Consider the following 16,363-nt stretch of genomic DNA (forward strand, 5'->3'; position numbering starts at 1 on the left):
ACTGGCCTGCTGCAGCTGCCTTGAAGAGAAGCAGCAAAAACGATAAACAACACTAATAATCAAACAGTAATATACTGTTTTTAAGAGCTACGGGAGGATTGCATGAGTAGCAGCTTTGGTGCAGAAAAAGAGCTGATGGTCAATGGAACTGCCTATCAGATCTATCGTCTGGATGCGTTGGAGAATTCAGCCCGATTACCGGTTTCGATACGTATCCTGTTAGAAAACCTGTTGAGACATGAAGATGGTGTCACTGTTACCGCAACGGATATCAAAGCGGTTGCCAACTGGGATCCGCAAGCGGAGCCCAGCAGAGAGATTCAATACCGACCTGCCCGGGTTCTGATGCAGGATTTTACCGGTGTACCGGCGGTTGTCGACCTGGCTGCGATGCGCGATGCAATGGTCAAACTGGGTGGTAACGCAACGGATATCAACCCGCTCCAGGCAGCCGAACTGGTTATCGACCACTCGGTACAGGTTGATCACTTTGGCGACGCCAATGCCTTCGATCTCAATGCCGAGATTGAATTTCAACGCAATCGGGAACGCTATCAATTTCTCAAATGGGGCCAGAGTGGCTTTTCCAGCCTCAAAGTCGTACCACCCGACACCGGCATCGTGCACCAGATCAATCTGGAATACCTGGCTCGGGTGGTCTATTCGGAACAACGGGATGAAAAACTTCTGGCCTTTCCCGATACCCTGGTCGGTACAGACTCCCACACAACCATGATAAATGGCATCGGGGTACTCGGATGGGGAGTCGGCGGTATCGAAGCTGAAGCCTCGATGCTGGGCCAGCCGATCTCAATGCTGGTTCCCAAGGTCGTCGGGGTCAAATTGGTCGGCAAGCTTCCTGAAGGCAGTCTGGCAACTGACCTGGTGCTAACCATTGTCGAACGCCTGCGCGAACATGGTGTGGTAGGCAAATTTGTTGAATTCTACGGACCCGCAATCGCCACAATGCCGCTTGGTGATCGAGCTACCATAGCCAATATGGCCCCCGAATACGGCGCCACCTGTGGTCTATTTCCTGTCGATCAAGAGACCCTCGACTACCTGCATCTGACCAATCGATCAGAAGATCAGATCGCCCTGGTTGAGGCCTATGCCAAGACCCAGGGTATGTTTCACACGGCAGACTCCGCGGAAGCTGAATACTCTGAAACCCTCGAGATCGATCTCTCTGCAATCGAGCCTAGCCTCGCCGGGCCCAAGCGCCCCCAGGACCGGGTGGCGCTGAAAGATGCCAAAACGCAATTCGAACATGCTGTTGAGGCTTTCAACGGTGGCGAGAGTCAAACCGTCTCCACCAATATTGATGGTGCATCCACTAAAATCACCGATGGCGATGTTGTCATCGCGGCGATCACCTCCTGCACTAACACCTCAAACCCCAGTGTCATGATGGCTGCCGGTTTGCTGGCGAAAAAGGCGGTTGAATCCGGGCTTACGGTCAAACCCTGGGTCAAGACCTCCCTCGGACCGGGATCCCGGGTGGTGATGCAATACCTGGAGCAGGCCGGCCTGGACAAATCACTCGACACCTTGGGATTCGACCTGGTTGGTTATGGCTGCACAACCTGCATCGGCAATTCAGGCCCGTTGCCGGAAGAGGTCTCCAAAGCGATCAGCGATGGTGACCTGACAGTCACTTCCGTACTCTCCGGCAATCGTAATTTCGAAGGCCGGGTGCATGCTGAAGTCAGAATGAACTACCTGGCTTCACCACCTCTGGTTGTGGCCTACGCCCTGGCCGGTACGATGAATGTCGATCTGTATCAAGATCCCCTGGGCGTTAACACAAAAGGAGAACCGGTATTCCTCAAGGATATCTGGCCAAGCAGTAAAGAGATTGCCGAGGCGATTTCAGATAACCTGACCAGAGAGGGCTTCATTGCCAGTTATGCCAGGCTTTTCGACGGGGATAGCCGTTGGCAATCCCTGGAAGCCCCTGTTGGCAGCCAGTTTCAGTGGGATCCCGATTCGACTTACATCCGCCATCCACCCTATTTCGAAGAGATCTCGCTCGATCCGGATCCGATCACCGATATCGAAGCGGCGCGATGTCTGGCCTGGCTTGGCGACTCGGTCACCACAGACCATATCTCACCGGCAGGCGCCATCAAAGCCGACAGCCCGGCAGGAGAATACCTGAACGAACTAGGTGTGAAAGCGGATGAGTTCAACTCCTATGGCTCCCGCCGTGGGAATCATGAAGTGATGATGCGGGGTACTTTCGCCAATATCCGATTGCGCAACCGCCTGCTGCCTGATAGTGAAGGTGGTGTCACCCGACACTTGCCTTCAGGTGATGAGATGAGCATCTACGATGCCGCCATGCGCTACAAAGAGGAGTCTGTGCCGGTGATTGTGATTGCCGGCAAGGAGTACGGATCCGGCTCCTCCCGTGACTGGGCGGCTAAAGGACCGGCCCTGCAAGGGGTACGTGCGGTGATTGCTGAGAGCTATGAGCGGATTCATCGTACCAATCTGGTCTGTATGGGCATACTACCGCTACAGTTTCTACCGGGAGAGAGTGCAGAATCCCTGGGGCTGACCGGTGAGGAACGATTCTTCATCCCTGACCCAGGAGATCAGACTGTCCACCGCATCAGCGTCATGGCGAAATCCGATAAGGGCAGTGAAAAGGAGTTTAGCGTCACGGTGCGTATCGATACACCGAATGAAGTCGACTATTTCAAACATGGCGGAATCCTGCACTATGTGCTGCGCAAGATGGCCTCTGAAAACAGCAAATAAAGGGATCAACTGCACTGTCGCCAGTTGAGAATTGTTCATCTGATCCAAGCACAACTCTGTCTAGCCGGGAGTGGCTAGGCAGGGTCGTCCTAACCGGTTGACAGCTAATGGTAAGCGGTTGTGGGAACGGGCTTTAAAAAAAATATTAACCCACTCTGTTAAGTAACAGCACTATCTTCCTGTTTATATTTAAATATTTAAAACATACAAATCAGCCGACTTAACCCCTTACAACTCAGCGGGTATAATCCCCGCCTTTCTAAGATTTCGTGGTACGTAATAACATGCAACTCTCCTCACTCACAGCAGTCTCCCCCATTGACGGCCGTTATGGCAGCAAAACTGAAGACCTGCGGGTCATCTTCAGTGAATTCGGTCTGATCCGTCACCGGGTCAAAGTCGAAATTCGCTGGTTACAGGCACTTGCCGGCCACAACGACATACTCGAAATTCCAACCCTGAGTGAACATGCCAACAATATACTCAACGGGATTGTGGATAACTTCAGTGAAGAGGATGCCCGCCGGGTCAAGAACATCGAACGCACCACCAATCACGACGTGAAGGCAGTGGAGTACTTTTTGAAGGAGAAGATTGCCGGTAACGAAGAGCTTGAGAGCATCAGCGAGTTCATCCACTTTGCCTGTACTTCAGAAGACATCAACAATCTCTCCCACGCCCTGATGCTGCGGGAGGGTCGCGGTCAGGTACTGTTGCCCTATGTGGATGAAGTGATCGAAGGGGTGAAATACCTGGCGCAACAACTGGCGGATCAACCCATTCTAAGTCGCACCCATGGCCAGCCTGCCTCACCCAGCACCATGGGTAAAGAGATGGCCAATGTGGTCTACCGTCTGCAGCGGCAGAGAGAACAGATTGCCGCCGTGCAACTGATGGGAAAGATCAACGGCGCTGTCGGTAACTATAACGCCCACCTGGCCGCCTATCCGGAGGTCGACTGGCCGGCATTCGCCAAGCAGTTTGTCGAAAGCCTGGGCATCAGTTGGAACCCCTATACGATTCAGATCGAACCCCATGACTACATTGCTGAGCTGTTTCATGCCCTCTCCCGATTCAATACCATCCTGATCGATCTGTCCCGTGATATCTGGAGTTACATTTCGGTGGGTTACTTCAAGCAGAGGACCGTTGCCGGAGAAGTCGGCTCATCCACCATGCCTCACAAGGTCAACCCCATCGATTTTGAAAATGCGGAAGGTAACCTTGGTATCGCCAACGCCCTGTTCGGCCATCTGGCGGAAAAACTGCCGATCTCCCGCTGGCAGCGGGATCTCACCGATTCAACCGTCCTGAGAAACCTGGGTGTCGGATTTGCCCATACCTCGATCGCTCTGCAGTCACTGCTCAAAGGGCTGGGTAAACTGGAGGCCAACGGGGATGCCATGCTGGATGACCTGAACCAGAACTGGGAAGTCCTTGCAGAACCCATACAGACGGTCATGCGTCGTTATGGCATCGAGAAACCCTATGAAAAGCTCAAAGAGCTGACCCGGGGTCAACGCATTACACCTGAAGAACTGCAAACCTTTGTTGATGGCCTTGAGATTCCTGAACAGGCCAAAGAGTCGCTGAAACGTCTAACACCGATGAGCTATATCGGTAATGCCAAAGACCAGGCGACTGATATTTAGCAGCCCCTTTGAGCAGACAATCACGCCACACACCATTCATCCCGCCGCCCTGGCAGCGGGACGAATGGTAACTTGTGTACGTGGAAAGCGAATCATCTTATAAGAATCTGTAACAACCAGACAGATTCCTATCAAACTGCACCTTCTCCAGCATAGACCCGTTTACCGATTCCACGTTGAGGTACACTATGGGTATGCATTTACTTAATTTCCCTGAACACATAGATACTGAAAGATTTCTGACTGAGTACTGGCAGAAAAAACCACTTCTGCTGCGTCAGGCACTGCCCGACTTCAAATGCCGCATAGAGGCCAACGAACTCGCTGGCATGGCTTGCGAGGAAGAGATCGAATCCCGCCTGGTGTTGGAAAAGCATGGCGCCACCCCGTGGGAAGCACGCTATGGGCCCTTCGAGGAGACACTCTTTGCTGAACTGCCTGAGAGTCACTGGACACTGCTGGTCCAGGATGTGGACAAATACATTCCCGAAGTGGCAGAACTGCTGGACTACTTCCGTTTCATTCCCGATTGGCGTCTGGATGACATCATGATCAGCTATGCGGTCGATCAGGGTTCGGTTGGCCCCCATACCGATGACTACGATGTTTTTCTGTTGCAGGCCAAGGGTTGTCGACGCTGGAAGATTCACACCCAAGCCGTTGATGACAACGACTACATACCCGGACTCGACCTGCGCATCCTGCCCCACTTTGAAGCGGAGCAGGAGTGGCTGCTGGAAGAGGGGGATATGCTCTATCTGCCACCGAATGTGGCCCACTGGGGAATCGCCGAAGGAGAAGCCATTACCTGTTCCGTGGGATTTCGTGCCCCGACCTGGCAGGATATCGCTTCGGCCTGGTTCGAGTCCTGGATCGAACAGCAATTGCCGAAACAGCGCTATCGTGATCCTGCCCTGAAAGCACAAATTGCACCGGCGGAGATCAAGCCTGCAGCGCTTGACGGCTTCAAAGCCAAACTGCAAAGCTACCTGGATCGACTCGACCAGGATGAACGCTGGTTTGGTCGTCTGGTGACCGAAACCAAACCCCACCTGCAGGTTATCCCGGCAGAGCAGCCCCTTGCTGAACAGGCGTTTCTCAATCGATTCCGGGAAATGGCGGTAATCCATCGCAACAGCCACAGCCGAATGGCATTCAGCCGCTATGAAAAAGATGGCCTGGATACTCTCTACATTAACGGCAACAGCTATACCCTGCCCAGCTCTTCCGGTGAGTTTCTCCCCGTCATCACTCACTACCGGGAGCTGCATTTCGGGTATCTGCAGGAGTGGCTGGAACAACCTGAATACCTGAAACTGCTCTGCAGACTCTACAATGATGGGCATTTTCTGTTCAGTAATGAGTATTGAAGCCGTTTAAATCGGTAAGATTGCCCAGGATGAGAAGCCAGGCTGAATCAGCACGTATGGAAACAGAAAGGATAGGAGTAATCATCAATGGTGACTAACGACTTCACAATCCGCCAGGCAATATGGCCGGATGATCGGGATTTGCTGCGTCAGGTAAGAGAACCGGTATTCATCAAGGAACAGGGTGTCCCGGAGAGTATGGAGTGGGATGATGACGACATTATCGCCTTTCACCTGCTGGCGCTGGACAATCAACAACAACCGATCGGTACGGCACGACTGCTTGGCAGTGGACAGATCGGACGGATGGCGGTACTGGCCGACTGGCGCAATCAGGGTGTCGGTACCGCCCTGCTGTTGGAACTTCTGCAACAGGCCAGCCGGGTCGGCCAGGATCAACTGTTTCTGCACGCTCAGACCTCAGCAGAACCCTTCTATGCGAAATTCGGTTTTATCGCCAAGGGAGAGATCTTCCACGAAGCCGATATACCCCATCGAAAGATGCGCTTCTCATTTACCGATCAACCCAGCGAAGATGACCTTACACTGGCCACCCTGGGTGTAGATGAAGAGTTGTTCCAACTGAACAGAGTTGAAGACCACCAGATTCACGCCGCATCGATGGTGAGACAGGCCAAACGCTACCTTTGCCTGTTCAGTTATGATCTAGACCCACTCGTCTACGATACCGAATCATTCCATGACGCGGTGAAGCAACTTGCCATGCGATCGAAGTTCAGCCGAATTCGAATCCTGGTCCAGGACAACAGTCGGATAGTGCAACAGGGTCATCGCCTGGTAGATCTGGCACAACGCCTACCCTCAGTGATCGAAATCCGCAAACCATCCGATGAGCATCTCGATATAGAAGAGAACTTTCTGCTCGCCGATGATTGTGGATACCTCTATAAACAGCAGGCCTCCACTGTAAAAGGCACTGCAAGATACAACAATCGACACTTCGTGAGCCGGCTTCAGACGCTGTTTGATGAAGCTTGGGAGTACGGTGTTCCGGATCGTGAGCTGGCTCGGTTACATCTGTAGAATACATTTTTATTTAATTCGCCATATCCTTCATTTATCCTTTAACTAAAGTGAAAAAGCTTTTAGCACCCTAGCAAACTAATTAATTTAAGATGGTTATTATTTTATATCATCTTGAAATAACGCATTGAGAATTATAACAATACCAAATCAGCATCTAGACCTACTAACTTGCCATTTGGTTAGAGCTTGCACATAGAGTACATTATGACCAGTTTGTAAGGGTTTTCTTAACTATCTACATCTTAATTCAGTTGATACAGTTCAATACTGATCAGCTTGTTGCAAAAATGGACTTCACAATAAGGAGATATTTATGTCATCTTATGCATACTTTACAAACACCTCATTTTTACCCTCAAACAAATACTCTAAACAAGAGAACCCAATAGGCAGCCAGTCTGACAATAGTAGTAAAACTAAATTAGACTCAACTGTTGAGTCACCAACGACTGAAGAGCAATTATCGAATCAGAGCACTCCGCTAAGTCAGAAGATAGATCAACCTTCACTATCTGAACAACTTAATTCTGAAAATAAAAATGCACCTGACGAAATGCTTTGTATAGCAAAAGGTGACACAGACGATATAAAGTCTGTGATTACCACTCATTACTGAGGGATAAACAGGGAAATAAAGTGCACTTATGTTTGTAACGATTCTAATTCCCCACCAACTGAAGTCAGGGGGTACTCATGTAGAATCAAACAAAGTACTAGATGAAAAAATGAAAGGATTTGATGAATACATTTCGAATGAAATCATGGAGAACAATAAACAGTTAAAACTTAATAAACAATAAGGATTATAATTATTTCCGTAAGATCGAATATGATTTAGTTCAATAAAATATCATGATTCAGGCATCTGATAAAACTTAAAAGCTCAACACCAGTCTTGTCTAAGTGATTCCCGATGCATTGCTAACCACTGAAGCGCAATAATGATACTGGTTGAATTCGCCCGCCCCTGGTAGAGTTCGCCAATCGCATCACCAGCATCCATGACAACAACCCGTATATCTTCACCTTCATGATCCAAGCCGTGCACACCAGCGGCATTGGTTGCATCAACCTCACCACAGTATAACTTGATTCGGTCAACCGATATGCCTGGGCTGACCACAAATTCACAGATTTGTTTCAGGCGGCCAATCTCGCAATTCGCCTCTTCAAGGGACTCTCTTCTGGCTACCGACTCATCGCTTTCACCCCCATCCTGCAGGCCACCAATGGTTTCCAGCATCCAGGGGGGATTCTGGTATCCGGCCACACCGATTCGAAACTGCTCCACCAGCACCACCTTGTCCTGACGTGGGTCATAGAGGAGAACAGATACAGCCCTGATATCCTCGATCCGTTCCCGAATGATGGTCTCACTCTCTCCCCCCATATAGAGATCATGCTTTAGGCGGTAGCGGTTGATTTTCAGAAATCCACGATAGGCAGGGTCGGTCTCAACGATCTTGAAGTTGTATTTCATTGAATAAGTTTCATAATTCTGATGTCATTTCTATCCGGTAGCTGATCACTCAGGTACCGTTTAATATACCTATGAAGTGTGAGTAGATCCAGAATAGAATTTGGAGTTTGGCCTATGCGCGATTCTTGTTTGGATCCCCTCTCACCCAGCACTTCTCTCACGATAGGAGAGGAGCGTTACTCCCTAAAGATGTTGATGGAAAAGCAGTAAGTTGAATTGCAATCCCAATCAATTCTGATCAGCTTATGCAAAGAAATATCAATGTCTACTGCAGTTTCGTTTTTTTGGATTTACTTTCAGTTCCTTTGAACAAGGTTCACCAACAGATCCAAACCTATAGAGCAGCATATATGTCACAATAGTATTTTATTTTTTGCGACGTATTACATAAAGTAGTGATAGATTTAAAATATTGAAGACAGACATATATCCACATATTATCAGGGGAAATCACAGAGCCAATCCAACAGGTTATGCGAGGTGAGCAACCATCAAAGATAGGCACTGATGTGGTATCGTGTGGTTGTTTTACGGTGGTTAATAGTAAGAATATTCAGTTACAAGACAGGACTTTTCATTATGCCTTTCCCGGTTGTCGGCGTTACCCGCCCAAACTTCCTGATACTAACCCCGATCTGCGTCTCTTTGGGTGTAGGAAGTACGCTTCTTTCTGGTTTTCCCATCGCTTGGGGCGTACTTGGAGTCGTACTGCTTGGAGCCCTGATGGCCCACGTCAGCGTCAATGCCCTGAATGAGTATTTCGATTTCCATTCAGGATTGGATGCTAAAACCGACAGAACACCCTTTAGCGGGGGTAGTGGCACCTTGATTTTGCAACCGCATCTTGCACCTCAGGCATTGATTATCGGTACCATCTCCCTCCTGATTACACTGGCCTGTGGACTTTATCTGATACAGGCATCCGGCTGGGGCTTACTACCCATTGGGCTTCTGGGCATTCTGATTATCATCAGCTATACCAGTTGGATCAATCGCTACCGCTTTATGGTATTGATTGCTTCTGGCCTCTGTTTCGGCCCATTGATGGTTATCGGCACCCACTACGCACTGACAGGCCAAATATCCATCGCCGCTTTACTACTCTCTCTAGCACCCTTCTTCCTGGTAAACAATCTTCTATTGCTGAATCAAATACCCGATATTGATGCTGACCGCAGTATCGGACGAAGTAACTATGCAATCTCGAGGGATGCACCGAAAAGAGCCCGGTTGTTTTTGACTTTTAGTCTGTCTGCCTACGTGGCGATAGTTTCAGGAGTCATACTGGATCATTTACCGGTGACAGCCTTACTCTGTCTGCTGACAGCCGGATTGGTACACAAGATATATGAGGTCATAAAAAATGATACCCATGACCGGGATCAATTGATAGCAAGCCTGGGCCGGAATGTCAGACTGACATTGATTACACCCAGTCTGATTTTTCTAGGCATTCTAATGGAAACTCTATAGCACGCCAGCAAGAATCGAAACTGATCAATTCTAGAGCCAGTTTGATATCGCTTCTCTATTGGCACATGAGAATCCCGAGCCAGAATACCCATGTTTTTCGTTGCAGACTGATCGCTGCAATTTTAGATCCCTGCCAAACCCACCGAATGAGACACGATATGTCTTGCCATCTGTCTCCTCGATAAACTGTCTGATGAGTTATTCTTCTTCATCGGATTCCACGGTAAAAAACAACCAGCACGTTGAAACGATCATTATCCACTTTATAGAACGTTCGGGATTGCCCTATTATGGGCCGAATAAATTCGTGTTACCTGGCTCTCACCATTGCACTTTGACTTGCTATTCGATCGAATCTGGTGCAGCTACGGAGCCGTCGGACAACGGCGACATCCTCTCCTTTAATACATAACTTTTTTTGTACTTCTTCAACGATTTAACATCCTTCTACCAGACCTTCAGGATAGCACTCATCAGCCCGTTCAACGCTAGGGTAATCCCCAGCTTGTTACATCAAGGGTTTCTTGTAATCTAAAAAAAGAGAATATACCGATCAGGGAGGTCAGCCATGATTCATTTTTCCGCAAGATTTCATCAAAACACCAATCAATCGAAATCTTCAACTAATAACAATAGCAGTGCGGCCGGAATCAGCGATGAACAACTGACCAACATGTCTGCACCTCGTAAGATCAATCCAATCCTCTGGGATCTATCCAGCACGCAAGAAAGACGCACGCTTCTGGAGAATTCAGAACTCCTGGAAAACAGCAGTTCAGAAATGACTGGCTTGACGAATAGCAGCGGCACTGAATCGACCTCTACCACTTTAAGTAAAAATCGATACAAAATCCTCGATTTCACCAAGTATACTCAGCCCAATCAGCAATCAGCCGTTGCCGCCGATGAAGCTCAGCTCTCGCAGAGCAATATTCAATCCGTTGCAAGCCTGGCAGGCCGCTCGCTCGCGACTGGTGATCAGCAGGCGCTCACGCAGATCACCCAGCAGTTCCAACAACGTTTTGCCAACACAGCATCGGATAAGACTGCTTTTCACGACATAATGACCAAGACGTTCGGTGATCAGTACAACCAGAGCAGTGCTGAGAATATACGCCAACAGACCATCAAAGGTGACTTCAGCTGGATGCCCACAATAGAGATGGTTGATAGCCAACAATTACAGGATCAGTCCGGAACCCAGGATGGTTACAAAGCACTTGGTGCTTACAGCCAAAGCAACGATACAGTTTATCTGAGTAAACAACTGCTGAGATCGGATCTGACCCAGGCAGAAAAGATCCTTACCGAAGAGGTAGGCCATGCAATCGATACCCGGGTCAATGTATCGGATGCAACCGGTGATGAGGGGGATATCTTCGCCAGGCAGGTGCATGGTGAGGAGCTATCAACCGAAACACTGAATGAACTGAAGCAGGAAAACGACAGTGGCGTAATAGAGATCGATGGTGAAAAAGTTGAGGTCGAATACGGTTTGGGATCATCTTTAAAAAAAGCCTTTAAAAAAGTCAAGCGTGGAGTAAAAAAACTTGGTCGTGGAATCAAGAAAGGATTGAAAAAAATTGGCCAGGGTATAAAGAAAGGCATAAACAAGCTAGGAAGCAGCATCAAAAAAGCATTTAAAAAGCTTGCCCAGAGTAAATTCTTTCAGGGCATATTGACCGTAGCCCAGTTCATTCCGATACCAGTGGTTGCCATGGTTGCTAAAGGTATCAACATCGCCATGTCAGCCTATAATGTCTATCAAGGTGTTAAACACAAAAGCTGGGGGGCGGTGCTTGGTGGCGTCGCCGGATTGGCAAATGGAGTATCGAATTTCGGTAAGGCATTCGGCGCATCATCTGGATTTATCGATAAGTTGACATCGTTTACCAAACATATGAATACCGCCTCCATGGCCTACAAGGCGATCGCAGAGAAGGATTTTCTGGCTGCAGCCAATCTGGCTACGAACTTCTTTGACGGAAACAAAACGTTTGCCAACACCATCAAACAGGCCGGTCAAGCACAACAGGTCTACCAGGCTGTACAAAAGGGTGACTATCTCAGCGCCATAGGTGCTGGTTCCACTCTGATGCAGGATTTCACTGGCGCCGCCGGGGACCAGGTGCTGCGGAAAATTGGACAAAATGCAGAAGTAATGCAATCGATCGACCGTGCTGTCAATCAAGGTGACTATAGCAGTGCTGTCGCCATATTAACTGAACAATATGGAAGCCATCTCAACCTGGAAGGTGAGGAGCGTGAGAAGATCAGCCAGGTAACACAGACTTTCCAACAATTGCATCAGGCAAACCAGCTGATCAAATCCCATCAATATGGGGATGCCGCTCAATTACTGTTACAGACAGCGGAAAGACATAGCGCCGGTGTAGAAGCAAAAGCGAGCCTTTATGAGGCAAGCCAGAATATTAAACAGCTGGATAAGGCAGTAACCTCTCTCAAAGAGGGTCGATTTACCGACGCAATCAATTCCGCCGGCGACCTACTAAACAGACCGATTGATGAAACCAGCCACAAGCTTCTCACAGAAATAGAGAGTTACGCCAAAGATGCTCAGAAACTTGGAATACTCATCGAAAATGGTTCGGCTGAGGAGATCATTCAGATCCTTAAAGACCGGATGGATAAACAGGTTGTCATCACCAACATTCTGAATCATGCTGCTTAAATTACCAGCGGCTCGATCCACCCCTTGAATCTGCGCCTATGCCCGGATTTCTTATTTTCATTAACCTATTGTAATGATTAAGTTATACAGGATAACCCTAGCTAGGGAGATTCCCATCTACAGATTCCGGTTGATAAGTAGTTTAATTGATTCTAGCAAGCTCAATCTTCTCTCAAGGATTAGTATTCCAGTAACACGTAAAGGAGTAACACATGGGCCTTTTTAGTAGAGTAATCGATAGAAACTCCACCAGAGTCGACATGGGAAACCGGAATGGCCCATTCGGCATGAAGTTCAATACTGGTAAAGTTGTACTGGACGCCAGAGGAGGTAATGACAAAATCCATGTCCATCAGAATATGGATGGTTCAGTTAAGGTCAACGTCAATGGTAAAGATTACAATTTTACCGCTGAACAGGCGAAAAACCTGGTCATTAAAGGCGGCAGAGGTAATGACACCATCACTATGTCCGGGCACCAACTCTACGGGCCAAAAACCAGCATCACAATCGATGGCGGGAAAGGAAATGACACCATTTACGGCAGCTGTGGTAATGACAAGCTGATTGGCGGCAAGGGCAACGATACAGTTTTTGGTGGTGGCGGCAACGACTACATCAACGGTGGAAAAGGCAGCGACAAGCTCTATGGTGGTTACGGCAATGATCGGATCGTTGGTGGTAAAGGCAACGACACCATCAAAGGCGGCCGCGGTAATGACTCCATCAGCGGCGGCAAAGGCAGCGACCGGATCTATGGTGGTTTTGGTAATGACTCAATCCGCGGTGGCAGGGGTAACGACACCATCGATGGTGGCTACGGCAATGATAATGTCCAAGGTAACAAAGGTAGAGACCGGATCTTTGGTGGCTTTGGCAACGATACCATTCATGGGGGCAAAGGTTGGGATCTTTTGGTTGGTGGATATGGTCAAGATTACCTGAATGGAGGCAAAGGCTGGGATCGTATTATACAAGATAATGATGACCAGCTTTCCACCCTTCCGGTCGGATCCGGTATGGTCCTGAAGCATATTTCTGCCCGTTAACAGGCAACAATCTCTCCCGCCTGGATGATTCATTTTGTCATCCCCGTTTCAAGGTGAAATATCCAGGCTTTTATACTCCCGGTTGATTCCAAAAGTGATGCCAACTACGTCATTTACGGAAAGTGGATCGATCTAAATATTGCTACTGAACGCAATTCGCCACAATCATTCTTCAATACTTAATCCGTACTGACGATCACGATCATCGTTATTCCGGCATAGGCCAGACAGAAGCGCTAGGCGCGTTGATTGACTGTAAGTCAACCCGAAGGGTGAGCGAAGTGAATAACTGAGAAGCCACCCAATAACGATCCCGGCAACCGCCGGCATGATGAAGAATCATTTCATCTGAGCCCCACAAATAAACAGTAACAATATAAATTTTGCAGAGTTTGATTATTTCATGAAACTTTTTGTCTGGGCGAAGTCGAAATAGAAGCCATTCAGTATTTTCCAACACTGAAGTAATTCACGAATTGCAATGACCTGACAACTCTGAACCCAACGGCTAAAAACATGGACTAACTCTCACGTTTGAAACAATAGAAAAAGCCAAATAAGGAAGTTTCCGATGCCTGTAATATTTTCACTGCTTCTTCTCATATTGTCGCTTGGTATCCATGCCGAAGAGATTCCGGAGAATGAAGTATTAACGCTTGATGATCCAATACCCGGATCACTCTACCTCGAATTCACCGATGCGGATGATCTGCTGCCAAAAATAGGTGATTTCAAAATCATCAGCAGTCTCTTCATGAGCAATCAGTTGGGTGAACGCTGGGCGACTTTGACCATTCTGAACCAATCGTCATCCCAGCGCCTGTTGGATCGGCAGTATATTGTTGCTCTGTTCGCTGATGGTGAAAAAAGACATCCCATCAATATCGAGCATACCTTTTACGGGAAAGAACAGATTACCCTGACCATCAACTTTGGTAAGAGCAAATTCCCAGTCCTGCGTACCGAGGTTCGAAACTAGAGCCTGTTAACACGAATCCAATACACCCTGCCCCCTCTTTAAGTAATACTAAGGAGGGGTTGCGCCTGAAAATGCGCCACTCGGCGTTACTCGTCATCATTTGGAGCAACCAGACTACGCTCCTCGCGCCTTGATTGGTGCTTTTTCAGGCAAAACAGGTCATTTTGGATTTGTGTTAACAGACCCTAGTTCGGCTTACCTGCCACGTATGAAAGCGCGCAGCATAATCCATACAAAGAGGATTCCACCGATTACCGCCAGCAGTCCGCCGATACCCATAACCCCCATCGACGCTTTGGCCCAGACACTCTCCAGACCCTGAGCGGTTCCTGCTGTTTTACGTTGAATACCCATCAAGCCGGATGCCGCCAGACCACAGATATGCAGCAGTTGGCCAATGCCGTAGATCCAGGGTTGCAGCTCAACCATCCGACCTTGGGGTAATGGGTAGCCCAGTTTAGGCAGTAGAAGATATCCCAACCCCATCAGGCCGAGTGTCACACCTACAATCGATCCATGATAGTGAGCCGGGATCATAGTATTGAGACCTGAAATAAAGAGTGCCAATGCACCACCGGAGAAGAAAAGCAGCAGAGACATCCAGAGTGCAGCACGCAGGGGTTTATATTCAGTTATTGATTGATCGGCACGAATCAATCCACTGAATATCAACAATCCTGCCGGGATTACCGCCAGGCCTCCACCATATTTCATCAAATCGGTAAATGCCGACCTCGACTCAAGGCTCACTGTTTCATGAACCATATAGATGACTGGCGTGATCAATACCGGCAGGATACCGATCATCAAAACCCACGCATACCATCGTGAACTCCCTGGCAGCGTTACTCCGCTGGCGCGTGCCAGTAGAATCCATGCAAGAATAACCAATTGGGTATAAGCGAACTGTAAGCTGTGCCCTGCCCCCCAAAACAGATACTCATAGTAGGCCTGCCCCTCCACCTCGTCAGGCATCTGCAATCCGGCAATCAGCAGAGCCAATAAAGAGATCACGATCGCCACTGATACAGTCCAGCTGGCCAAGCCGGGAATATCAGGTTTATTACCAAACCACTGTCTGGGGCGAAAGTTAGACAGACGAATCGTTGCCTGCAAGGTAATACCGATTCCAAACAGCCCCAGCATGAGGAAAAACCCCGGGCGCTGTAGAACCGGTACATAGTTATTCATCAATGGAGCGCCCTCGCCAAAAAAAGCGGAGACAGCAATACCCAAAGCACCACCAAGTGCGGATAGATAGGCAATCGACTCAAGAATCTGAAACCTGCTCTTATCCGGGGAGGTCAGACACCAGACCAGGGCACTCATCGCCAGGAACCAGATCAGTACCGATTGATCTACGTGTATAACCAGGGCGGTTTTGAAAAAATCTATCCAGATAAAAAAGGCTTCACTTCCAGGAACCCGGGAAAGTACCAGTAATAGCGCAAACAGGCCCGCCAGTGCCAGAGCCAATACACCCAATTGCAACCATCTGAGCGCCAGCTTTTGTCTGTGCTCACTGGTAGCCTGCAGTTCAAAATCCTCACATTCGGAAGGAATCAATGTGAATAATCTCCAGTTTGGATTGAGAGGTTAAGTCCGGTAACAGAAAACAGTGGTCTGTACACGTTTGGCAAGTCGGGTACCAAGGCGCTCAATCGGCACCTGTTACACCCTGCCAGAGTGCCATTGAAGAAAAATCCCACCCTCAACGCCCTGCTAGCTGTTCTTTGCTAGGGCCTGTTAACCTGGCAACCGCACAGTAACGCTCCAATCTCAGTGGGCCTGACTCAGCAAGGTATCGACACGCCGTTATCGGGCGCCTGCCGACGGGTTCAATGCAATTGGTGTT

11 protein-coding genes are annotated in these 16,363 nt (G+C 48.7%); 9 read left to right on the plus strand and 2 right to left on the minus strand.

What is annotated here, in order from left to right:
• Positions 1-102: 102 nt before the first annotated feature.
• The 5 genes from acnA (at position 103) to AC4IE8_RS15365 (ending at position 7,451) form a co-directional block, all read left to right on the plus strand.
• Positions 103-2,766, plus strand: a complete 2,664-nt coding sequence (acnA, locus tag AC4IE8_RS15345) for an aconitate hydratase AcnA (RefSeq protein WP_068995298.1) — start codon at positions 103-105, stop codon at positions 2,764-2,766.
• Positions 2,767-3,050: 284 nt separating this feature from the next.
• Positions 3,051-4,418 (plus strand): adenylosuccinate lyase, encoded by a 1,368-nt coding sequence (gene purB, locus AC4IE8_RS15350; protein ID WP_068995297.1) that lies wholly within the window; start codon positions 3,051-3,053, stop codon positions 4,416-4,418.
• Positions 4,419-4,606: 188 nt separating this feature from the next.
• Positions 4,607-5,788, plus strand: coding sequence for a JmjC domain-containing protein (locus tag AC4IE8_RS15355; RefSeq protein WP_490791397.1), 1,182 nt, complete (start codon positions 4,607-4,609; stop codon positions 5,786-5,788).
• An 87-nt stretch (positions 5,789-5,875) separates the two neighbouring features.
• Positions 5,876-6,832, plus strand: a complete 957-nt coding sequence (locus AC4IE8_RS15360) for a GNAT family N-acetyltransferase (RefSeq protein ID WP_490791398.1) — start codon at positions 5,876-5,878, stop codon at positions 6,830-6,832.
• 316 nt (positions 6,833-7,148) lie between these two features.
• Positions 7,149-7,451, plus strand: coding sequence for a hypothetical protein (locus AC4IE8_RS15365; protein WP_490791399.1), 303 nt, complete (start codon positions 7,149-7,151; stop codon positions 7,449-7,451).
• 267 nt (positions 7,452-7,718) lie between these two features.
• On the opposite strand, the gene AC4IE8_RS15370 is transcribed toward AC4IE8_RS15365, so the two are convergent.
• A complete protein-coding gene (locus AC4IE8_RS15370) occupies positions 7,719-8,315 on the minus strand; it encodes an NUDIX domain-containing protein (RefSeq protein ID WP_490791400.1) in 597 nt (198 codons plus the stop codon).
• Positions 8,316-8,894: 579 nt separating this feature from the next.
• Between AC4IE8_RS15370 and AC4IE8_RS15375 the strand changes: the two genes are divergently transcribed.
• The 4 genes from AC4IE8_RS15375 (at position 8,895) to AC4IE8_RS15390 (ending at position 14,508) form a co-directional block, all read left to right on the plus strand.
• Positions 8,895-9,788, plus strand: a complete 894-nt coding sequence (locus AC4IE8_RS15375; RefSeq protein ID WP_490791401.1) for a prenyltransferase — start codon at positions 8,895-8,897, stop codon at positions 9,786-9,788.
• A gap of 568 nt (positions 9,789-10,356) precedes the next feature.
• Positions 10,357-12,480, plus strand: coding sequence for a hypothetical protein (locus tag AC4IE8_RS15380; RefSeq protein ID WP_490791402.1), 2,124 nt, complete (start codon positions 10,357-10,359; stop codon positions 12,478-12,480).
• A 212-nt stretch (positions 12,481-12,692) separates the two neighbouring features.
• The gene (locus AC4IE8_RS15385) at positions 12,693-13,529 is read left to right on the plus strand and encodes a calcium-binding protein (protein WP_490791403.1); all 837 of its coding nucleotides are present in this window, start codon (positions 12,693-12,695) and stop codon (positions 13,527-13,529) included.
• Between the two features lie 571 nt (positions 13,530-14,100).
• Positions 14,101-14,508 carry a hypothetical protein gene (locus tag AC4IE8_RS15390; RefSeq protein WP_068995291.1) on the plus strand — a complete coding sequence of 136 codons (408 nt, stop codon included), beginning with the start codon at positions 14,101-14,103 and terminating at the stop codon, positions 14,506-14,508.
• Between the two features lie 195 nt (positions 14,509-14,703).
• On the opposite strand, the gene AC4IE8_RS15395 is transcribed toward AC4IE8_RS15390, so the two are convergent.
• On the minus strand, positions 14,704-16,074 hold the full coding sequence (locus tag AC4IE8_RS15395; protein ID WP_490791404.1) for a cbb3-type cytochrome c oxidase subunit I: 1,371 nt from the start codon (positions 16,072-16,074) through the stop codon (positions 14,704-14,706).
• Between the last annotated feature and the right edge of the window lie 289 nt (positions 16,075-16,363).

It is taken from the genome of Candidatus Thiodiazotropha sp. AKAK2, assembly GCF_058244685.1.